The 20,198-nt window shown below is 63.4% G+C and carries 16 protein-coding genes; 12 read left to right on the top strand and 4 right to left on the bottom strand.

The window, feature by feature from the left end; translation table 11 throughout:
* Nucleotides 1-119: 119 nt before the first annotated feature.
* The 3 genes from JI59_RS08570 to tilS all read left to right on the top strand — a co-directional run bounded on the left by JI59_RS08570 (nucleotide 120) and on the right by tilS (nucleotide 3,467).
* Nucleotides 120-1,316, top strand: a complete 1,197-nt coding sequence (locus JI59_RS08570; protein ID WP_007013156.1) for a helix-turn-helix domain-containing protein — start codon at nucleotides 120-122, stop codon at nucleotides 1,314-1,316.
* Nucleotides 1,317-1,510: 194 nt separating this feature from the next.
* On the top strand, nucleotides 1,511-2,473 hold the full coding sequence (locus JI59_RS08565) for a tetratricopeptide repeat protein (RefSeq protein ID WP_007013157.1): 963 nt from the start codon (nucleotides 1,511-1,513) through the stop codon (nucleotides 2,471-2,473).
* Nucleotides 2,454-3,467: a tRNA lysidine(34) synthetase TilS gene (tilS, locus tag JI59_RS08560; RefSeq protein ID WP_007013158.1), complete on the top strand. Its 1,014-nt coding sequence runs from the start codon at nucleotides 2,454-2,456 to the stop codon at nucleotides 3,465-3,467. Before JI59_RS08565 ends, tilS begins: the two co-directional genes overlap by 20 nt.
* A gap of 3 nt (nucleotides 3,468-3,470) precedes the next feature.
* On the opposite strand, the gene JI59_RS08555 is transcribed toward tilS, so the two are convergent.
* Nucleotides 3,471-4,163 (bottom strand): L,D-transpeptidase family protein, encoded by a 693-nt coding sequence (locus JI59_RS08555; RefSeq protein WP_007013159.1) that lies wholly within the window; start codon nucleotides 4,161-4,163, stop codon nucleotides 3,471-3,473.
* A 172-nt stretch (nucleotides 4,164-4,335) separates the two neighbouring features.
* Complete coding sequence (locus tag JI59_RS08550; protein WP_007013160.1) at nucleotides 4,336-4,974, bottom strand: TetR/AcrR family transcriptional regulator; 639 nt, start codon at nucleotides 4,972-4,974, stop codon at nucleotides 4,336-4,338.
* A gap of 111 nt (nucleotides 4,975-5,085) precedes the next feature.
* Here JI59_RS08550 and JI59_RS08545 point away from each other — a divergent pair, with 111 nt between their 5' ends.
* The 7 genes from JI59_RS08545 to JI59_RS08515 all read left to right on the top strand — a co-directional run bounded on the left by JI59_RS08545 (nucleotide 5,086) and on the right by JI59_RS08515 (nucleotide 13,133).
* On the top strand, nucleotides 5,086-7,452 hold the full coding sequence (locus JI59_RS08545; RefSeq protein ID WP_038575849.1) for a TonB-dependent receptor: 2,367 nt from the start codon (nucleotides 5,086-5,088) through the stop codon (nucleotides 7,450-7,452).
* Between the two features lie 103 nt (nucleotides 7,453-7,555).
* On the top strand, nucleotides 7,556-8,428 hold the full coding sequence (locus JI59_RS08540) for an alpha/beta fold hydrolase (RefSeq protein WP_007013162.1): 873 nt from the start codon (nucleotides 7,556-7,558) through the stop codon (nucleotides 8,426-8,428).
* 1 nt (nucleotide 8,429) lies between these two features.
* Nucleotides 8,430-9,701, top strand: coding sequence for a spinster family MFS transporter (locus JI59_RS08535; protein WP_007013163.1), 1,272 nt, complete (start codon nucleotides 8,430-8,432; stop codon nucleotides 9,699-9,701).
* A gap of 144 nt (nucleotides 9,702-9,845) precedes the next feature.
* Nucleotides 9,846-10,070: a hypothetical protein gene (locus JI59_RS08530; protein ID WP_007013164.1), complete on the top strand. Its 225-nt coding sequence runs from the start codon at nucleotides 9,846-9,848 to the stop codon at nucleotides 10,068-10,070.
* A 208-nt stretch (nucleotides 10,071-10,278) separates the two neighbouring features.
* Nucleotides 10,279-11,634, top strand: a complete 1,356-nt coding sequence (gene gdhA / locus JI59_RS08525; protein ID WP_007013165.1) for an NADP-specific glutamate dehydrogenase — start codon at nucleotides 10,279-10,281, stop codon at nucleotides 11,632-11,634.
* Between the two features lie 17 nt (nucleotides 11,635-11,651).
* The gene (locus JI59_RS08520) at nucleotides 11,652-12,251 is read left to right on the top strand and encodes a Pycsar system effector family protein (protein WP_007013166.1); all 600 of its coding nucleotides are present in this window, start codon (nucleotides 11,652-11,654) and stop codon (nucleotides 12,249-12,251) included.
* A 309-nt stretch (nucleotides 12,252-12,560) separates the two neighbouring features.
* On the top strand, nucleotides 12,561-13,133 hold the full coding sequence (locus JI59_RS08515) for a response regulator transcription factor (RefSeq protein ID WP_239000605.1): 573 nt from the start codon (nucleotides 12,561-12,563) through the stop codon (nucleotides 13,131-13,133).
* 68 nt (nucleotides 13,134-13,201) lie between these two features.
* Here the strand turns inward: JI59_RS08515 and JI59_RS08510 are convergent, their stop codons facing one another.
* Nucleotides 13,202-15,544: a TonB-dependent receptor gene (locus tag JI59_RS08510; RefSeq protein WP_007013168.1), complete on the bottom strand. Its 2,343-nt coding sequence runs from the start codon at nucleotides 15,542-15,544 to the stop codon at nucleotides 13,202-13,204.
* Between the two features lie 314 nt (nucleotides 15,545-15,858).
* On the opposite strand from JI59_RS08510, the gene JI59_RS25625 reads away from it, so the two are divergent.
* Nucleotides 15,859-16,563 (top strand): TetR/AcrR family transcriptional regulator, encoded by a 705-nt coding sequence (locus JI59_RS25625; protein WP_160289727.1) that lies wholly within the window; start codon nucleotides 15,859-15,861, stop codon nucleotides 16,561-16,563.
* 217 nt (nucleotides 16,564-16,780) lie between these two features.
* Here the strand turns inward: JI59_RS25625 and JI59_RS08500 are convergent, their stop codons facing one another.
* Entirely contained in the window at nucleotides 16,781-18,529 is a 1,749-nt protein-coding gene (locus JI59_RS08500) for an N-acyl-D-amino-acid deacylase family protein (RefSeq protein WP_052117866.1), read from the bottom strand.
* Between the two features lie 327 nt (nucleotides 18,530-18,856).
* Between JI59_RS08500 and JI59_RS08495 the strand changes: the two genes are divergently transcribed.
* A complete protein-coding gene (locus JI59_RS08495) occupies nucleotides 18,857-20,113 on the top strand; it encodes a spinster family MFS transporter (protein ID WP_007013170.1) in 1,257 nt (418 codons plus the stop codon).
* The last annotated feature ends 85 nt before the right edge of the window (nucleotides 20,114-20,198 follow it).

The raw sequence follows: 20,198 nt of genomic DNA, 5'->3' as shown, positions 1-20,198 counted from the left end.
GCACGACCCACCGCATGCCCTTGAATCAGAAACCTGCCTTCTGATTGACTTCGGGGACTCGTGCGTCTTGGGTTGGTTCGGATCGGGGCCGTATCACCTCATGTCCCTTCGGGAGCGGAATGGAAGACGTCGAAAGCAACGGAGCGGCAGTATCGCCGACGAGTGCGGGCAGCAGGCTGCGTCAGGCGCGTGAGGCTGCGGGGCTGACCCGCGCCGATATCGCCACGCAGACGAAGATTGCCGAACGCCATCTCATCGCTATCGAGGAAGATCGCTTCAACGATCTCGCGGCGCGGACATACGCCGTCGGGTTTTCGCGTGCCTACGCGCGCGCCCTCGGCATCGACGAAGTGGAAATCGCCGATCAGGTGCGCGAACAGCTTCACGCGGGAGATCACTTGCGCTCCGAACTCGTCGAACCGAGCTTCGAGCCCGGCGATCCGGCCCGCGTTCCGCCGGTGCGCATGGCCTGGATCGCAGCGGCCGGCGTTGTCGTGGTGGTGGGCCTGTTGCTGGCCTTCTGGGGCAGCTTCCTTTCGCCCGAGGGCAAACTGCCCGACCTGATCGCCGACAAGCCGGCGGCCACGGCCAGCAAGGCGCCGGCGCAGGGCCCCGCGGCCGTGCCCAGCCAGGCGGCGGCGAACACCGGTCCGGTGGTGATGACCGCCACGGCCGACAGGGTCTGGGTCAAGGTCACTGACGCCGACGGCAAGCAACTGCTGCAAAAGGAACTGGCCCTCGGCGAAAGCTGGACCGTGCCGCAGGACGCGGCGGGTCCCGAACTGCGCACGGCCCGCCCTGACGCGCTGCAACTGACGGTTGGCGGACAGGCGGTGCCCGAGATCTCCGACAAGCCCACGCTGGTTTCGGGCGTTTCCTTGGCGGCAGCCGATGTCCTCGCTCGCGGCACCGGCCGTGCGGCAAGCCCGGCAACGCAAGCCGTGCCTGCACCTGCACCGGCTCAGACGCCCCGCACGATCGCCGTGCCCACACGCGATCCGGCGCCTTCTGCGCAGGCGGATCGCTCCGGTCCCTTGCCGACGCCGAGCCCGACGCCGGTCGCGGCATCGCGGGCATCGGCGCCAGCGCCGCTCGCATCGCCGCGGCCTGCCGCGCCGCGTCCCGCGCCGACGGCATCCGCTCCCGTGCGTGCGAAGCCCAGCGTTGCCGCCGCCACTGCCGCGCCGAGCGGGGCTGCATCGGCCAAGCCCGCACCGCAAGCGAAGCCGACGGACACAGCTGCGCCTCTTCCGACGCCTTCGCCGACACCCAGTCCGCGGCCTTCGGATCCGGTGGTTTCCACGGTTTCCGAGTAAGGCCGCCTCGACACACGCGGCCGCTTTCTGCAAACATCTTGTGCGTCGCGCATGGTTAATTGCCGGTTCTTCCGGCGCAGGCCAGGTTGCGATGCCATTGGGGACAATGGCATCGGGGGCAATGGTGATGGGGCGGTGGGCCCCGACTTGGAGTAGATTTGGCGATGATTGGTTCACTTCGGGCTGGGCGAGGGATGCGGTTCACGAGCGGACGCCTGCTGGCGAACTCGGCCGTTGCGGCCCTGCTGGTTTGCGGGGCGGTGCCGGCCCTGGCGCAGGATTCTACGGAAGGCCGCCTCAAGAAGGTCGAGGCTGAAGTTCGCGCCTTGCAGCGCAAGGTCTTCCCCGGCGGCGATGGCAAGTTCTTTGAGCCGCAGATCTCCACGCCTGCGCCTTCGGCGTCTAACGGGCCGCAAGTGCCCACCAGCACGCCGGTGACCGACCTGCTCGGACGCATGGACGCGGTCGAGGCGCAGATGAGCCGCCTGACAGCGCAAGTGGAACAGAATACCAACCGCCTGAACCAGCTGGAAGCGAAGCTGGCCGCCGACGCACCGGTCGCGGCCGGTTCGGGTGCGGCTTCGCTGGCGGCGACCTCGGCGCCAGCAACCAGCGCGCCTGCCGCCAACCTCTCCACGATGAGCGGCGTCGCCAACCAGCCTTCCTCTCTTGACCGAACCCCGGTAACGGCCAAGCCGTCCGCCCCAGCGGTTCCTTCCGCGTCGCGCCTCCAGGCGGTGCAGGCCATCGTCAAGCCGCAGACCGGCGATCCGGCCGATGACGAGTACAGCTACGGCTACCGTCTCTGGGATGCCAAGTTCTACCCCGAGGCCGAGCAGCAGCTGAAGCTGTTCCTCGAAAAGTACCCGAAGAGCAGCCGCGCCAGTTGGGGCCGCAACCTGCTTGGCCGCGCCTATCTCGACGATGGCAATGCGCTCGAGGCGGCCAAGTGGTTCGTCCAGAACTACCAGGCCGACAAGAACGGCGAGCGTGCGCCCGACAGCCTGCTTTACCTCGCGGTTTCGATGAAGCAGCTCAAGGACACCAAGCGCGCCTGTATCGCGCTGGCCGAATTCAGCCAGACCTATGCGGCCGAAGCGGCAGGTCGTCTCAAGAGCCTGTACGACACCACGCGTAATGGACTCTCCTGCAGCTGATCCCTCGGCCGCGAGGCTGATTCCTCAGGCCGAGCGCGTCGCCCGGTTCCGCGAGGGACTGGCCGCGCTCTGGCCCGAGGCGATCGATGCGCAGCCGGCACGACTGGCGATTGCGGTGTCGGGCGGCCCTGACAGTACGGCGCTGCTCCTCCTCGCCGCTGCGGCGCTGCCGGGCCGGGTCGGGGCGGCAACCGTCGATCACGGCCTGCGGCCCGAGAGCGCGCAGGAAGCGGCCGACGTCGCCGCGCTTTGCGCGCGCCTGGGCGTGCCGCACGAAACGCTTCGGGTCGAGGTGGCGCCGGGGAATGTCCAGGCCGAGGCGCGCAGCGCCCGGTATGCGGCGCTTGCCCGATGGATCGAGGCGCGGCAGCTGGCGGCGCTGGCGACCGCGCATCATGCCGACGATCAGGCCGAGACGCTGCTGATGCGCCTGAACCGGGCGAGCGGAGTCGCCGGACTGGCCGGTACGCGCGGGCGCGGGCAGGTGCCCGATTGCGACATTCCCTTGCTGCGCCCGGTGCTCGGCTGGCGCCGCTCGGAATTGGCCGAGGTAGTAGCCGAGGCCGGTATCCTGGCGGCGCAGGACCCCAGCAATGCGGACGACAAATATGATCGGGTGCGGGTGCGCAAGGCACTTGCCGATGCCGATTGGCTCGATGTTTCCGCGATCGCCCAGAGCGCGCAGTACATTGCCGAGGCCGATGCCGCGCTCGACTGGATGGCGGCGCTCGAATGGCGTTCCTGCGTCAAGAAGGAGCCGATGGGCCTGGGCTACCGGCCGCAGGCGCCGCGTGCCGTCGTCCTGCGGGTGATTGCCCGGATCGTGGGTGAACTGGACGGAGCGGAGCCGCGCGGCAGTGCAGTGGCGCGGCTGTTCGAAACTCTGGTTCAGGGCAGTCCGGCGTCGATTGGCGCGCTTGTCGTGCGTCCCAATGCCGGGCGCTGGAGTTTCAGCAAGGCGCCGGTGCGCGCGGTTCGCCGCCCCAGGGCCTGACGGTCACGCGCCGACGAGGCTGTCGCCCATGCCGACCTGCTTGCCGCGGGTGATGTAGACCTTGTCGCCCAGCTTCGTGGTCCGGAACAGCTTGGCGGCGAAAGGCTCGGGCATGCCGATGCAGCCGTGGCTGGCATAACCCAGTTCGACCTTGGAACCGTGAAGGGTGATGCCGTCGTCGGTCAGCCGCTGCATGTAGGGCATTGGCGCGCCGGTGTAGATGTTGGAGACGTGGTCCTTGTCCTTCTGCGTGATCGGAAAGACGCCGAGCGGGGTGGGCTTGTCCTCGGTGCCGAGCAGGACAGCGGTTGCGCCGATCTCGTAGCCGTTGCGGAATACGGAGAGGACCCGGGCATCGAGGTCCACTGTCACGACGATCGGGCCGTCGGGGACATCGGCGTCGTCCCAGTGCCATTCACCGTACTTGATCGGGCCGTCGATCGGCAGGATCCGCTTGATCACGAAAGGCTCGTCGGCCTTGGCGACAGGCTTTGCAGGCTTTGCAGGCTTTGCAGGCTTTGCGGCAGGTGCTTCGGGAGCAGGGGCTGGCGCTGCCGGATCGGCCTTGGCCGCTGCCACACGGGCTTCGGAGAGCGATGCGGGCTGCGGCTTGTCGGGAGACGCGGCAAGCATCAGGACGCCGGCAATGACGGCCAGGGCGACAAAGCCCGAAGCGAGGAGGATGCGTCCGTTCACGTGGTCCTGTCCTTGACGAATCTGCCGGTACCGTTCTGGCGATGATCGCTTAAAACGGCGTGAAGCACCAGCGGCGCGGGGGCGCTGTCCCGCTGGAGGACTGCCGGGCCGCAAAAGTTAACGGCCACACTCCGGTGTCTGATCAAGCCATCGAGGGCCGCTGCGGGGCTTCTCAGTCGCCCCTGGGGCGGGCGATGCCTTCGCGCAGGATCGAGCAGGCCAGTTCCGCCATTTTGTCCGGATCGGCTTCATCGGACCACACCATGTAGCGCAGGCCGAGGAAGACGTTCATGCCCATGATCGCCCAGGCGTGGGCTTCGCCCAGGTCCTCGCGCAATTCGCCGCTGGCGATGCCGGCCCTGAGCCTGTCGGTCATGCGCGCTGCGGTTGTTTCGTAGTGCGCGCGGAAGGCGGCGGGATCGACGAATTCGCACTCGTCTATGATCCGGTAGATCTCCTTGTGCTCACGCGCGAAGTGCAGGAACGCCCCGAGGGCAGCGCGTTCGCGGTCGAGCGCGGGAAGGGGCGGCTCCAGGGCCTTTTTCGCCGCCTCGCGGACTTTGCCGCTCATGTCGTCGACGAGCGCGCGGAAGATCTCATCCTTCGAATCGAAGTAGGTGTAGAAACTGCCCAGCGCGGTTCCGGCCCTGCGGGTGATTCCCGTGATCGAGGCTTCGTGAAACCCGTGTTCCCCGAATTCGAGAGCGGCCGCGTCAAGCAACTTGCGCAGCGTCTTTCGTCCCCGCTCGGTTCTGGGGGCCTTGTCGGAAGGGACGGAAACCTTGGGTTCTGGCGCATCTGCTGTGGTCACAAAGACACAGCTATCTGCTTCAATGCCGATTGGCAAATCTTCAATGTTGAAACCTGATTCAACTCTCGGTATCAAGTCTTCCAACGATAAGGTTCATTGGGAGATGAATTGATGCAAAGGGCACGTATTCTCGCTTTCGGTTGCAGTGCTTTGGCTCTTGCCGGCTCGATGGGGTTGGCAGCTCCGGTTCTCGCTCAGGACGCGCAAAGCGCGGCAGATGCGCGGGACACGACTGGCGCTGAAATCATCGTGACGGCCCGCCGCCGCGAGGAGCGCCTCGTCGACGTGCCGATTGCGGTTACCAGCTTCAGCGGCGCCCAGCTCGAGAAGTCCGGCGCGATCGATGTCACCGACATCGCGCAGTCGGCCCCCAACGTCACGCTGGAGCCCTCGCGAGGAACCAACTCGACGCTTTCCGCCTTCATCCGCGGTGTTGGCCAGCAGGATCCGGTTTCCGGTTTCGAACAGGGCGTGGGCATCTATCTCGACGACGTCTACCTCAACCGTCCGCAGGCCGCAGTGCTCGACATCTACGATGTCGAACGCATCGAAGTGCTGCGCGGACCGCAGGGCACGCTCTACGGTCGCAACACGATCGGCGGCGCGGTCAAGTACGTGACCAAGCAATTGCCGCAGGACTTCTACCTCAAGGTCAAGGGCACCATCGGCACTTACGACCAGGTCGATGGCGTCGTGACGGTTTCCGCCCCGATCAGCGACCTCGTACGCGTGGGCGGTTCGGTAGCGCGGCTCACCCGCGACGGCTTCGGCAAGAACCTCACGACCGGGGCGGAGAATTACAACAAGAACGTCTGGGCGGCGCGCGGCAGCCTCGACATCGGCGGTTACGGCGCGCCGGTGCTGATCCGCATTTCCGGCGACTACACCCACGACAAGTCGAATGCCCGCGGCGGCCATCGCCTGATCCCCGGCTTCGCTTCGGGCGCGCCGGTCCTTTCCGATGTGTTCGATACGCGCGGCGGCCTGACCGATCCGAAGCAGGACGTCGAGGCCTATGGCTTTGCCATCAACGCCACGGCCGAGCTGACCGACGCGCTGACGTTCAAGTCGATCAGTTCTTGGCGCAAGGACAACAGTGCCTCGCCGATCGACTTCGATGCGCTGCCGACCGTCGACCTCGATGTGCCGGCGTTCTATCACAACGAGCAGGTCAGCCAGGAATTCCAACTGCAGTGGGATGACGGCGGGCCGCTGCAGGGTCTTGTCGGCGTCTATTATCTCGACGCCACGGCCGACACCTACTTCGACAGCCGGCTCTACACGACCTTTGCCGATGTCCTGCCGATGCTCACCGGTCATACCGAGGCCGACGTCGGTACCAAGACTTACGCGATCTTCGGCGATTTCACTTATGACCTGACCGATCAGTTCAGCCTGTCGCTTGGCGGGCGCTACACCTGGGACAAGCGCAAGGCGAACATCCTCAAGCAGAACTACATTCTCGGCGGCTCGGCGGGCTTCCAGAATCCGGGCGTGCTGTTCTCGACCGACACCGACTTCAGCGGCAGCAACGAATTCAAGAAGTTCACGCCGCGCGTGTCGCTCAGCTTCAAGCCCAGCGCCGATCACAACATCTACGCAAGCTATTCCAAGGGCTTCAAGGGCGGCGGCTTCGATCCGCGCGGCGTCGGCAAGAACGCCAACGACCTCGATGGCGACGGCAGCCTGAGCGATGCCGAAATCGCCCAGTACCTCAGCTTCAAACCGGAGACGGTCGACAGCTACGAGCTGGGGTACAAGGGCAACCTGCTCGGCGGCGCGCTCTATGTTGCCGGTGCGATCTTCCGCATGGATTACACCGACATCCAGATCCCCGGATCGGTTGCCTGCACGGTGAATGGCGTGCCGACCTTCTGCGGTGTCGTTTCCAACGCCGGCAAGGCGAGGATGCAGGGCGCGGAACTGGAGGCCAATGCCCGCCTGGCACGCGACCTCGTCGCCTCAGGGGACCGGCTGAATTTCGCGACCGCGATCGGTTACATCGATGCCAAGTTCAAGAAGTACGAGACGCTGATCGGCGGGCAGACTGTCGACGTCGCGCAGTATCGCAATATCCAGAATACGCCCAAGTGGACCGCCAGCGGAACGCTGTCTTACTCGACCCCGGTCGGCGAGGGCGATCTCAGCATGTCGACGACGGTTTCCTACCGCTCGAAGACCCACCAGTTCGAGTTCCCCAGCCCCTATCTCGACCAGAAGGGTTATGCCCTGTGGGATGCCAGCCTGGTCTATTCCGCGCCGGGCAGCGGCTGGAGCATCGGCCTGCACGGCAAGAACCTGCTCGACAAGGAATACATCACTTCGGGCTACAGCTACATCTCGCAGAACGAAGAGACGGGCGCGGTCAATCTGGGTGCCAATGGCTACCCGATCCCGACGCTCGGCAGCGAAGGTACGCTGACTGCCTTCTACGGCAATCCGCGCCAGGTCTTCCTCACCGCGACAGTGGAATTCTGATCGGGGCAACTGCGCAGCAGCCTGGCGGGGTCTTCGTCTCCACCCTTACGGAGCACCCCCCGCAAGATCCCGCCAGGTCCGCTGCAGGTGAAAGGATTGTTCGATGGACTACCGCGACCACCGCTATCGCAGCGCCTGCGGGCGCCTTGAGCTGGCCGCGCGCGATTATCCCGCAGCCGCGGGCGACGAGGCCCCGGTTCTGCTGATGATGCATGGCTTGACCCGCAACAGTGCGGATTTCGAGCCGCTCGCAGCGCACCTGGCCGGCACTTACCGGCTGATCGTGCCCGACCAGCGCGGACGGGGCCTCTCCGATCGGGACCCCGATCCTGCGCAATACCGGCCGGACGTCTACGCACAGGACATGCTGGCCCTGCTCGATGGACTGGGTATCGAGCGCGTCGGCGTGATCGGGACTTCGATGGGTGGGCTGATGGCGCTGATCATCAACGCGCTGCGGCCCGAACTCGCATCGGCCGTGGTCTTCAACGATATCGGTCCGGTTCTCGAGGACGAAGGGCTGGATCGCATCAAGAGCTATGTTGGCCCGCGCGGGGCGATGGCCTCCTGGACCGAAGCGGCAGCCCGGTGCCGGGCGATCAACGCGCCCGCCTTCCCCGATTTCGGCAGCGCAGACTGGATGGCCTTTGCCAGGCGCACTTGCTCCGAGAATGCCGATGGCACCGTTTCCTTCGCTTACGATCCGGCGATCTCGCAGGGCTTTTCGGACGAGGACGCGACTGTCGTACCGCCCGACCTGTGGCCCTTGTGGGACCTGCTCGACCGGACGCCGGTGCTTGTCATTCGCGGCACGCTGTCCGATCTCCTGTCGAGAGCGACGGTCGAGGAGATGGCCAGTCGGCACAGGGGGCCTTATGCCGCCGTGGAAGTGCCGCGCGTCGGCCATGCCCCGATCCTCGATGAGCCTGCGGCCCTGCCGGCCATCAGGTCCTTCTGTCAGGAGTACGTGAACTGAGATGACCAGCACCGCGCCCCGGCGACCGGCTTCGCCCAATCTCGTTCTGGCGATGCTGCTGCTGGTCTATGTGTTCAACTTCGTCGACCGCCAGATCCTCGCGATCCTGGCCGCACCGATCCAGGCCGATCTCGGTCTCGACGACGCACAGATGGGGATGCTCGGCGGGCTTGCCTTCGCCATCCTCTATTCGACGCTGGGCGTGCCGCTGGCGTGGTTGGCTGACCGCACGAGCCGGTCCTGGGTGATAACCGGATCGCTGGTGATCTGGAGCCTGTTCACGGCGGTCTGCGGCGCGGCGCAGGGTTTCTGGCACATCTTCCTCGCCCGGCTTGGCGTCGGCGTCGGGGAGGCGGGCGGGGTTGCCCCATCCTATGCCGTGATCGGCGATCATTTTCCCAGCGAACGCAGGGCCTTCGCGCTCTCGGTCTATTCGCTGGGCATTCCGCTGGGTTCGGCAACCGGCGTGCTGGCCGGAGGCTATGTTGCGGCAAGGGTTGACTGGCGCGCGGCCTTTCTCGTCGTTGGCATTGCCGGGCTGCTGATTGCGCCGCTTTTCAAGTTCGTCGTGCGCGATCGCCCCAAGCCTGCCGCCCCGGCGTCTCCGGCAGCCGGGGAGGGCGTGCGCTTCCTCGCGATCGCGGCCTTGCTCGCCCGCAAGCGCGGCTTCTGGCTGCTTTCGTTCGGCGCCGCCTCCAGCTCGATGCTGGGCTATGGCCTCGCTTTCTGGCTGCCCAGCCTGCTCCAGCGCAGCTTCCACCTCGAGCTGGTCGAGACGTCCTGGTTCATCGGCGCGGTTCTGCTCCTGGGCGGAAGCGTGGGCGTGCTGTCGGGCGGGCTGCTCGCCGACCGTCTCGGCCGGGCCAACCGTGCCTTCTACGCCTGGGTGCCGGCGATGGCGTTCGTGGCTGCCGTGCCCCTGTTCGCCGGGGGCATCTGGACTTCGAGCGTGCCGCTCGCCTTCCTCATGTTCCTCGTCCCGCAGGCACTGGCCTATATCTGGCTCGGACCGGTGACCTCGGCGATCCAACATCTCGTCGAACCGCCCGCCCGGGCCACGGCATCGGCATTGTTCCTGCTGATCAACAACCTGATCGGGCTGGGCGGCGGCATCTATGCGCTGGGCGCTCTCTCCACGGCGCTGGCGCCGGTCTATGACGAGGAATCGCTGCGCTATTCGATGCTCTTCGGTCTCGTCCTCTACCTGATCGCCGCCGTGCTCATGGCGCTGGCGGGCCCGGCATTGCGGCGTGAATGGGTGTCCGAAGGCTGATCCGCTCGGCCTGCACCGGGCGCAAAACCGCCCGCTCCTGCGTTGCAATCGCGCGCTTATCGACTACCAATTGGCAGTAGCGGCCCTGTCCGGAAGCATCCGGGCAGGGCGGTGATGCTGGTTCAGGTAACGAGGGGACGCTTCGTGAAACTACTCAAGTGGGCCGTTGGCGGCGCCGGCGCTTACGCGATCTACAGGTACTCGATCGGTCGCAAGGCCAAGGGGGAGGACGTGTTCGTCTCCCCGAAGAAGGAGCTTGAGAAGATTGCCCGGGACAGCGAGCCCGAGGCGCCTGCAAAGCCCAAGGCCAAGCGGACGGCCAAGCCCAAATCGGCCGCTGCCAAGCCGCCGGCCAAACCCGCCAGGTAATGGCGGGCGCTCCTGCGCAGGGGCACTCTGCTGGCCGGCGCCGCAGCCGTGGTTCAGGCCCGTTCTCGCAATCGCCGCGCCGGTGTTTCCCAAATCAACGACTTGTCCACTTTAGCTCTGTACGGCCTTGATCCGCAGTCGTATTCTGACGCAGGAGAACTGTGCGAACGACGCGGGAAGTACTGAACATAGTAAAGGGAGATTAATTATGGCCATCACCGACCACGTTGATTTCAACGCGTTTATGGAAGGCGTGAAGCGCCGTAATCCCTATCAGCCCGAATTCGTTCAGGCCGTGCAGGAAGTCGCGGAAGACATCTTCGAATTTATCGCCGACAAGGAACAGTATCACGAGCAGCAGATCCTGCGGCGCATTGCCGAGCCGGACCGGGTCGTCTCCTTCCGTGTCTGCTGGGAAGACGACAACGGCAACATCCGCGTCCAGCGCGGTTGGCGCGTGCAGAACAACAATGCCATCGGCCCGTACAAGGGCGGTCTGCGCTTCCATCCCAGCGTCAACGAAAGCGTCCTGAAGTTCCTGGCCTTCGAGCAGACCTTCAAGAATGCGCTGACCGGCCTGCCGATGGGCGGCGGCAAGGGGGGCTCGAACTTCAATCCGAAGGGTAAGTCGGTGCGCGAGATCATGCGCTTCTGCCAGTCCTTCATGACCGAACTTTATCGCCACATCGGTGCCGACGTCGACGTTCCCGCCGGTGACATCGGCGTGGGCGGGCGCGAGATCGGCTACATGTTCGGCCAGTACAAGCGCATCACCAACCACTTCACCGGAGTGCTTACCGGCAAGGGTCTGGAATACGGCGGATCGCTGATCCGTCCCGAGGCGACCGGCTACGGCGCGGTCTATTTCCTGGCCGAGATGCTGGCGGCGCGCGGGCTCGACCTCGACGGCAAGACTGCCGTCATCTCCGGTTCGGGCAACGTGGCCACCCATGCGGCGGAGAAGATCGTCCACATGGGCGGCAAGCCGGTGACGCTCTCGGACTCCGGCGGGTTCATCTACGATCCCGATGGACTGACCCTCGATAAGATCAACTGGGTCAAGCACCACAAGACCCACCGCCGCGGCCGCATCAGCGAGTACGTGGAAGAGTTCAAGGGCGCCTCGTATCACGAGGGCAAGACGCTGTGGAACGTCGCCTGCGACGTTGCGCTGCCCTGCGCGACGCAGAACGAACTGAACGGCGCGGATGCCCGCGCGCTCGTCGCCAATGGCTGCATCGCCGTTTCGGAAGGTGCGAACATGCCTTCCGACCTCGAAGCGGTGCACGTCTTCAAGGACGCCAAGATCATGTTCGCCCCGGGCAAGGCTGCCAATGCCGGCGGCGTGGCGGTGTCGGGTCTGGAAATGAGCCAGAATTCCGGCCGGCGTCCCTGGACCGAGGCGGAACTGCAGCAGATGCTCAAGGACATCATGTCCGGCATCCATGCCCGCTGCCTGACTTACGGCGAACGCGGTGGCGGCTATGTCGATTACGTGCGCGGCGCCAATATCGCCGGGTTCAAGAAGGTCGCCGATGCCATGCTGGCGTTCGGCGTGGTGTAAAAGGGCTGGAGGGGCGCATGTCCGAAACGGTGAAGCCAGAGGAAACCGCTTCGGACGTGCCCGCCCGCCATGAGCCGGACCGCAGGCAGGCCGGGCTCTACGACGACAGGACCTATTCGGTGCACGCCATCCACATGGTGCGCACTGCCATGACCAATCACGCCGTGCTCAGCCAGATGGCCGATCACAAGGCGAATATCCTGATGGGCGTGACATTCCTCGTGTTCACCTTGTCGGTGAGCGCGTTCGGCGGCGGCAACTACCGCGCCTCGCTGCTCATCCTCGTCCTCTCCGCTTTCCTCTCTGCGCTGTTCGCGATGGCGGCGGTGACGCCAAAGGTGACTCCGCCCAAGCTGTCGGACGACGAGCTGGACAATCTTCTCTTCTTCGGGGTCTTTACCGGCCTGCCGCAGGAGGAATTCATCGACCGCGCCATGCAGCGTGCGGAAACCGACGGCCGGGTGCTGAGCACGATGTTGCGGGACATCTACCAGAACGGCGTGGTGCTCCAGCGCAAGAAGTATCGCTATCTTTCCTATGCCTTCCGAACCTTCCGGATCGGACTGGTTCTGGCGTTCGCCGCCTTCGTGCTGGAAGCCGCGGTCCCTATCTTTTGATTCGCGTCGAGGTGCTGGAGTGAAAAAATTTTCGTCCTGCGACAGAAAATTACCTTGACGAAAATCATTTCATTGCAATTGCTTGGGTGATTCTTTCAGGAATTTAATTCGCTGCGAGCCTTGGCTACGTGCAATTACGTAGTTGCCCAATCTCACCTCATCGAGATAACTCGAGATATAGCCAAAATGGGGTGGATGAACGTGGGGATCGCACCGAAGGGTGCGGGCGAGGCCCCTGTTCGTCCAGCGGATTGGGCAAAAAAATGGGGTCGCAAGCCAATGTACCAAGGGAATTTCCACCTCTTTCTGGTGGATCAGAATCAAAAGCGCCGCGCGACGGTGAGCTACGAAATGTCGAAGCGTGGCATCTATATCGTTCCTTTCGAAGCGGTTGAGGAACTGGCATCGCGCTGGCCCGATGCTGGCATGATTCTCATCGCGGACGACAACAACAACATCGCCATGCTCACCGAGCTGATGCTGCAGATGGAGAAGTGGCTTCCCTTCGTCGCCTTTGCCGAAAATCCGACGACGTCGCAGATCGTGCGGGCCGTTAACGAGGGCGCCGTGGGCTATAGCGATACCCCGACCGACGTGGATGAATTCTGCAGGACGGTTGAGGAAGCGCGGGTCGCCATAGACCGGATCGGGCACATCCGCTCGCGTGCGATCAAGGCCAAGAAATCGATCGAAAGCCTGACCCGTCGCGAGATGGAGGTCCTCGAAGGTCTTGCCCAGGGGTTGACCAACCGCGCCGTTGCCGAACAGCTCGAAATCAGTCACCGCACGGTCGAAATCCACCGCGCGAACCTTCTTACGAAGCTCGGTGACGTCGGCATCAACGCGGCGATCCGCCTGCTGATCGAAGCGCGCATCATCTGATTGCGCCTCCGTCGGGGCGGCGCCATGACAGGCCCGCGCCGTCGTAACCGACGGCGCGGAGAACCGAGTCAGAAGTTATAGCCCAACGTGAACTGGAACCGTCGCGGAGCGGCGGGGAAATCGTTTACGATTCCTAGCGTTCCGGAGTTGTTGTTGGAGTAGAGATAGTACTTCTCCTTCGTCAGGTTCGACACGACGAAGGACAGGTCTATGCCCGTTCCTGCAACCTTGTTCCAAGCCAGCCGCGCGTCGACGGTGTTGTAGCCGGGCAGGAACGCGGAAGAACGGACCCGGGCCTCGCTGGTGAATGTCTTGGAAACGTACTGGTACGATATCCCGGCATCCAGGGTCTCACCGGGGTGCGACAGCGGCAGGCTGTAATCCAGGCTCGCCTGCGCCGTCCACTCAGGCACATAACCGAAGGGAAGATCGGAAAGGTCGGCAGTTTGCGTCGGCGTGATGCTCTGGACGTAAGTCTTGTAGTGCGCATCGGTGTAGGCGAAGTTGCCGCCGATGGTGAGGTTCCCGACACGCAGCGAACCTTCGGCTTCGATGCCCTGGATGACTGCGCCTGCGGCATTGGCGATCCCGGTAAGGATGATGGGCGGCGTGCCTGCGATATATGAGACCGAACGCTGCAGATCCTTGTAGACGCCGCGATAGGCATCGATGTTGAGGGTCAGCCGGGTCGTGCCGAGCGCAGTCTCGCCAAGCGATGTTGAAACCTTGGCGCCGACCTCCACATCGTTCAGCGTTTCCGGCTGGAACGGAATGGCTGCCACGCTGCTCGTGATGCGGTTCTGAATGCCGCCGGAGCGGTAGCCGTGGCGATGCGCCACATAGAGCAGCATGTCCTCAACAGGCTTGTAGTTGAGGCTGACCGACCAGCTCGGTTCGGTGTTGACGCTCCTCTCCGGATAGGTGCAGGCAGGTCCGGAAGGCGTACTGATGCCGCAGGTGCTCGTGTCGGTCGCGGAGTCGTACTTGATCTGAACGGCGTCGCCGGTTCGCCGGTCGCGGGTCAAACGGACTCCGGCGCTGATGGACAGGCCTTCAATTCCAAAGCGGTACGTGCCGCTGAGCAAGGCCGAATAGCTCAGGTTGTGCGTTTCGATGCCCGACTGGCTCGAGATGTTGGCCGAGGCGCCGTTGACGAGAAAGGCGCCGTCGCTGCCCTTTTCCGAAAGGATGAACAGACCGGCCATCCAGTCGAAGTTGTCGCTCGTGCCCTGTACCTGAAATTCATCGCTGATCTGATGTGCGTCGGTATAGGCCGTCACGTTGTAGGCGGCCGAGTACGGGGCGAGATAAAGAGTGCCTTCCAGGTCGTAGCGGACCGGATCGGTCTTGATCTTACGATAGGCGAAGACGTTCTTCACAGTGATGGAATCGCTGATCTCGTATGTCGTGATGTTGGTGACGTCGAACGACTTGGTGCTTTCGAACGGGAGGAAATCCGGATCCACCGTGATCCCGTAGAAGTCGGCCTTGTTTGCGGCGACCTCCGCTTGGGCAATCGGTACGAACGATGGGCTGACGTATGCGCCGCCGGTGTCGAAGGCAACCAGCGGTGCACCCGTTCCGTGGGTCTTCGACCAGAAGCGGCTGGCGATGAGGTCGTTCTTGAGGCCGCCATTCTCGTAGCGAACGCTGATCCGCTGGCCGTTGTAGTTCTCGTTGTTCAGGTCGTAGTCGATGTTGCGGGCGTGAATATAGCCATCGCGCTTGGCTACTACCCCGGCGAAGCGGACCGCTAGGTTCTGGTTCAAGACGAAGTTCGCCGCGGCTTCCAGACGGCGAAGATCGTAATTGCCAAGCGATGCCCGGACATGGCCCCCGGTTTCGTAGGTATCGGCCGGAGCGGTCGTGACGAGAACCGCGCCGCCGGTCGTGCTCTTGCCGAAGAGCGTCCCCTGCGGCCCGCGAAGGACCTGGACGTTGGAAATGTCGTAGAGACCCTGGTTCAGCCCGTTGACGCGCATCCACGGCACTTCGTTTACGTAGAAGATCACCGGTGGGTCGTAGACCATCGTGGTGTCGATCATGCGCTGTCCGCGGATGACCACGAAAGGCGTACTGGAGCCGCGCGGTGAATTGACGATGTGTACGCCAGCCGCAGCCTTGCCGAGGCTGGCTACCGTGTCCAGGCCGCGGGCCTGCAGCGTTTCGCCGCTCGTGACGCTGACCGAGACCGGGGTGTCGACCAGGCGCTCCTCGCGACGCCTGGCGGTGACCACGATCGCACCATCGTCGTTGGCGGTGGTTTCAGGGCGCTGCGGCGCTTCTGGCTGTGCATCGCTCGCTTCGCTCCTGTCGGCCGCCTCGCTCGCATGCGCCATGGTGGAAATGCTCACGCCGATGCTCAATGCCAGTGTCAGGGCCGCGACGCGTCCACATTGATATTTCCTCATTACTCTCTCCCATTGAAAATTATTGTTCAGCCTCATGCTCACTCTTTGCGAGTTGAGCGACTTGGCCACTGGGTCTGGACGGGGTGTGCTGGTTCAATTCGGCCAAGGCGATGTTCCGGCGTCCGCCACGCGGCGCGCCGTTTGTCCTCGCTGCTTTCTCGAATGTCGGACCGCTTCAGGATGCAACGCAACAATCGCACCTTCTATGGCCGAATGCTTCCCTGTTCCTCACCTGTGTGTATCGACAAGACCTATAACGCGATATGATAAAGTCAAGACAACATATGTTGCAGGGGTGGATATGTAGGCTCTGGATGATCCTGAGCATGCGTGGTATATCACGTGACATGAACAGAAACGACGTCGGGCAAGCTGTGGGGCAAGATGTGAGAACGCGGGTTCTTGAAGCCGCATTTGAGCTTTTGAGCGAAACCGGAACGCTCAAAATGCGTGATCTGGCAGAGCGGGCGGAGGTCGCGCATGTCACTCCTTATAACGTGTTCGGATCGAAGCGGGAATTACTGGCCGAGATTTCCCGGAGTCTGATCGCGGAGTCCCGGGACAAGCTGGAACTCCATACCTATCGGAACGGTCTGGAGTATCTCTTCGCCGCGCTCGATCGGACGTCGTCTACTCTGACCGATGACCCTTCGTTCTATCGCGCGCTCTATCGCGAGGCTTATGGAGGGCGCGACTTCGCCCTGCTGGAAACGGTTCAGAGGCCGAGGCTCGATTTCTGGAATGAAGTGCTTCTCAGGTGCCGCGAAGAAGGCATCTTCAAGGCTTCGATGAAAACCGAAAGCGTCACCCAGTCACTCGTTTACCTGTTTGCCGGATCGGTGTCGCGCTGGATCAACGAGTCTATCGATACGACCGAGATGCTCGCTGAATTGAACGTTCCGTTTCTCAAGCTGCTGGAATGGGAAGCCTTTCCCAAATGGCGCCCTTTCATCGAAGACCGCATCCGTTACTGGTCCAATCTCCTGCCGGCCGAACCGTCGCCCGAGGTCGTTGAATGAGTCTTCCAACAGGGTGACGCCTCCACGTTGCGCCGACATCGCTCGTGGAGGCTTGCGCGAGGTACGATGATCCGGGAAAGCCGGGAAGCCTGGTCAATGCCGCTTGGCGTGGTGCTAGAGCGGTTTCCAGTCAGGTGGGCTCACCTGACGATTCAGAAAACGGCGAAAAACAAGAGCCTGGAGCGGCCGATCTGATGCAATCAGATCGGGAACCGCTCTAGATTCCGGCATTTCTGACAAGTTGGCCCGGACGCGCGGCCGTGCTCTCGCCATTTCGGCGGATTGCTTGTCCAGACACGAATGTAGCGACGTAGCCTTCCGCCTGCTGCGCTAGCCGCTTGCCGCCGTTCGGGAGATCGTGGACGATATCCGGCGAGCGCAGCTTCAGCCGGTCGAAGTCGATGACGTTGATGTCCGCTTTCATGCCTGGTGCCAGCCGGCCGCGATCGTGAAGCCGCTGGAGTTGCGCCGGATCCTTGGTCAGCATGCGGACGGCCGTCGCAAGGTCCAGTCGCTCACCCCGCCAGCGATCGCGGGCCCAATGGGTTAGCATATAGGTGGGATAGCTCGCATCGCAGACCAGCCCATAGTGGGCTCCGCCATCGCCGAGTGCCACGACCGAACGATCATGCTGCATCATCTCCAGCGTCGTATCCAGATTGCCGTGGACGAAATTGCTTGCCGTGACGAGCAGTTTGCCGCGGCCTTCGTTCTCGAGCAGAATGTCGAGTGCGACCGCCAGCGGTGGAACGCCCCGTGCGCGGGCGAGAGCCGCGACGCTCGTTTCAGGCGATGGCTCGTATTCGGCATATTCGCCCAGGGCGTACATGTTTTCATAGTTTGTCACGGACTTGGACATGGGATGCTGCAGGTTGCCGGCATCCGCGATCAGGCGCGCGCGCACTTCCGGCTCACGCATCGCCTTCACCCGCTTCGACAGGGGCAGCGGAGCCAGTTCTGCGACATAGAAGGGGTTTGCGATGAAGGGGTTGAAGCTGGCCTCGAGGCCCAGCACGACACCGACCGGTCGGTTGAACACCTGCAATCTTATGTCGATGCCCTTGGCGACGTCACGGTCCACTGCAGCGAGGACTTCGCGCCACAGCCCCTGGTTCGAAGGCAATTCCAGTAGCGTGTACGATACCGGTCGCTTTGTCTGGTCCGATATGCGGTGAAGGGCCTCGTACTCCTCCACGTGATAGCGACCGTCGATGGTGATCGCCTGAAGCACGCCGCGGCCCGCGTCGGCGAGCCCCATCGCGATTTCACGCAATTCGTCGTCCCCAGCCTTCAGCGATGCGATGGACTCGCCCCTGCTGGATTGGTGATACATGCTGCGCGAAGAACTGAAGCCTGCTCCGCCCGCAAGCATCGCCTCGCGTGCGAGGGAGCGCATCTTCGCCCGATCCTGCGCGGTAGCAGGTTCCAGGTCGACCGCACGCCGGCCCATGGCCGCAACCCGCAAGGGCGCATGCGGCAAAAGCACGGCAAAGTCGATATCGTGCGGTCGGCGCTCTATCGAATCGAGGTAGTCGCCAAAACTTTCCCAGTTCCACGGCAATCCTTCCGCCATGACGGCTTCGGGAATATCCTCGACGCCTTCCATGAGACGGATCAGGTAATCCCGATTTTCGGCGCTGCAGGGGGCGAAACCGACGCCGCAGTTGCCCGTGACGACGGTCGTCACTCCGTGACCGGATGACGGGTCCATGACTTCGCTCCAGCACAGCTGGGCATCGTAATGCGTATGCAGGTCGATGAAGCCGGGCGTGATCAGCAGCCCCCTGGCATCCATTTCGTCGCGGCCGGACCCGGCCACTTCGCCGACTGCCACGATCCTGCCATCGGACACGGCGACGTCGGTTTCGCGCAAAGGTGCGCCGGTTCCGTCCGCGACGGTTCCACTGCGGATGACGAGGTCATATTCCGGGATGGCATTCTCTCCTTCGGCCTGCGTCTCGGTCATGCCGGCGCCCGTTGCGAAAAGCCTATCTTTCGAATCTCTCGAAGTAAATGCTCGAGGCAGAGGTTTGCGGTGCTCCCGATTACAAGTGCACGAATACGACGAACCGTTTTCATTCTGCCCAGGCGTATAAAAAACTGCAGTTATGCGTCATTCCGGCGCTTGTTGCGCCAGCGCCGGGTGAAGCACCGCTTTGCGTCGGAGCGATTTCATGCAATGCCGCCCTAATACAAACCTGGCGGGCCTTTTCGCCGGAGCGGGCAGTCCGTAATCGCAAGAGGCGGACAGCACTGGATCTATGACATTCTGGGGGAGTTTGCATTGGATGTAATGCGGGAATCGCCGGCCGAAGTGATTTCGACGGCACGCAAGGCCTACGTGCTGACCTGCCTGACGGCGCTCAGCTTTTTCGCTTATATGGACAGGATGGCGCTGGCGATCCTGGCTGAGCCGATCAAGCAGGACCTCAATCTCAGCGACACGCAGCTCGGCCTGCTTACTGGCTTCGCCTTCGTTCTTTTCTACGCAACGCTGGGCTTGCCCCTGGCGCGCATCGCAGACCGGGGTTCGCGGGTGCGGGTACTTTCGATATGCTTGGCGCTCTGGAGCGTCATGACGATCGTGTCCGGCCACGCAAGGAACTTCATAACACTGTTTCTGGCCCGTTCCGGCGTCGGGGTCGGGGAGGCCGGTTGTGTGCCGCCGGCGCACGCACTCATCGGTGATTATTTTTCCCGCGAGCGCCGGGCATTGGCGATCAGCGTCTTTCAATGCGGCGCAGTCCTGGGTTTGAGTGTCGGCGTGGCCGCAGTAGGGCTGATGGCGGAATATCTCGGCTGGCGCACCTGCCTCCTTGTCATCGGTTGCGCCGGTCTGCCGCTGGCCCTGCTGATCAAGCTGACCGTGCGCGAACCGCAGCGCGAGTTCGGCACGGCCACGAGCCACGAATCCTACTGGCGCGGTTTCGAGACCTTGCTGCGCCGTCCGGCCTTCGTCCACATCATGCTCGCCTATTCACTCAGCGCCGGGTGCATGACCGGTGTCAGCCTCTGGTTTCCAACCTACTTTCTGCGAAGTTTCGGGATGAGCCTGGCCGAGGTCGGTGTGTGGATCGGCACGGCAAGCGGGGTGAGCGGTGTGCTGGGCCTACTCACTGGCGGGATGGTCACCGCAGCATTGTTGCGGCGCGATGCGCGTTGGGAGATCTGGCTGCCGGCCCTGACGTATTTCACATCGGTGCCGCTCTACGCGATCATGTTGACCACCTCGAGCGCTTTCGTGGCCTTGATCCTCAAGACTGTCGCCGGCTATTTCTCCTCTTTCGGCGGCGGCGTCGCGCTGGCCGCGATCCAGTCGTTCACGCAGCCGCATCAGCGGGCCACGGCCGTATCGATGGTGCTCTTCGCCTCTTCGCTTCTGGGCTCGGGCTTCGGACCGTATATCGTGGGGGCGCTGAGCGACCTGCTGGCTCCGGCATATGGCGAAGACAGCCTGCGCTATGCTCTGCTCGTAACCTGCGGCCTTCTGCTGTGGTCCGTCGTCCATTATCTCCTGTGCGCGCGCAGGGTCGGGCGAAGCGTTGCCTGAGCCACAGCCGGCTACGACGTGCTTTGGCGGTGCTGCGACCGGACTTGTTCAAAGCCAGGTCCGGTCGCAGCATCCGGCGCGAAAA

The organism is Novosphingobium pentaromativorans US6-1 (assembly GCF_000767465.1).
GTDB lineage: Bacteria > Pseudomonadota > Alphaproteobacteria > Sphingomonadales > Sphingomonadaceae > Novosphingobium > Novosphingobium pentaromativorans.
Note: the sequence above shows the minus strand (reverse complement) of the source record. Positions and strands in the feature narration are given on the sequence as shown.

Coding starts and splice junctions, on each gene's coding strand:
- tilS (WP_007013158.1), top strand. CDS start 2,454: ATGGACTCTCCTGCAGCTGATCCCTCGGCCGCGAGGCTGATTCCTCAG.
- JI59_RS08545 (WP_038575849.1), top strand. CDS start 5,086: ATGCAAAGGGCACGTATTCTCGCTTTCGGTTGCAGTGCTTTGGCTCTT.
- gdhA (WP_007013165.1), top strand. CDS start 10,279: ATGGCCATCACCGACCACGTTGATTTCAACGCGTTTATGGAAGGCGTG.
- JI59_RS08495 (WP_007013170.1), top strand. CDS start 18,857: ATGCGGGAATCGCCGGCCGAAGTGATTTCGACGGCACGCAAGGCCTAC.
- JI59_RS08520 (WP_007013166.1), top strand. CDS start 11,652: ATGTCCGAAACGGTGAAGCCAGAGGAAACCGCTTCGGACGTGCCCGCC.
- JI59_RS08570 (WP_007013156.1), top strand. CDS start 120: ATGGAAGACGTCGAAAGCAACGGAGCGGCAGTATCGCCGACGAGTGCG.
- JI59_RS25625 (WP_160289727.1), top strand. CDS start 15,859: ATGATCCTGAGCATGCGTGGTATATCACGTGACATGAACAGAAACGAC.
- JI59_RS08540 (WP_007013162.1), top strand. CDS start 7,556: ATGGACTACCGCGACCACCGCTATCGCAGCGCCTGCGGGCGCCTTGAG.
- JI59_RS08535 (WP_007013163.1), top strand. CDS start 8,430: ATGACCAGCACCGCGCCCCGGCGACCGGCTTCGCCCAATCTCGTTCTG.
- JI59_RS08510 (WP_007013168.1), bottom strand. CDS start 15,544: ATGAGGAAATATCAATGTGGACGCGTCGCGGCCCTGACACTGGCATTG.
- JI59_RS08565 (WP_007013157.1), top strand. CDS start 1,511: ATGCGGTTCACGAGCGGACGCCTGCTGGCGAACTCGGCCGTTGCGGCC.
- JI59_RS08500 (WP_052117866.1), bottom strand. CDS start 18,529: ATGACCGAGACGCAGGCCGAAGGAGAGAATGCCATCCCGGAATATGAC.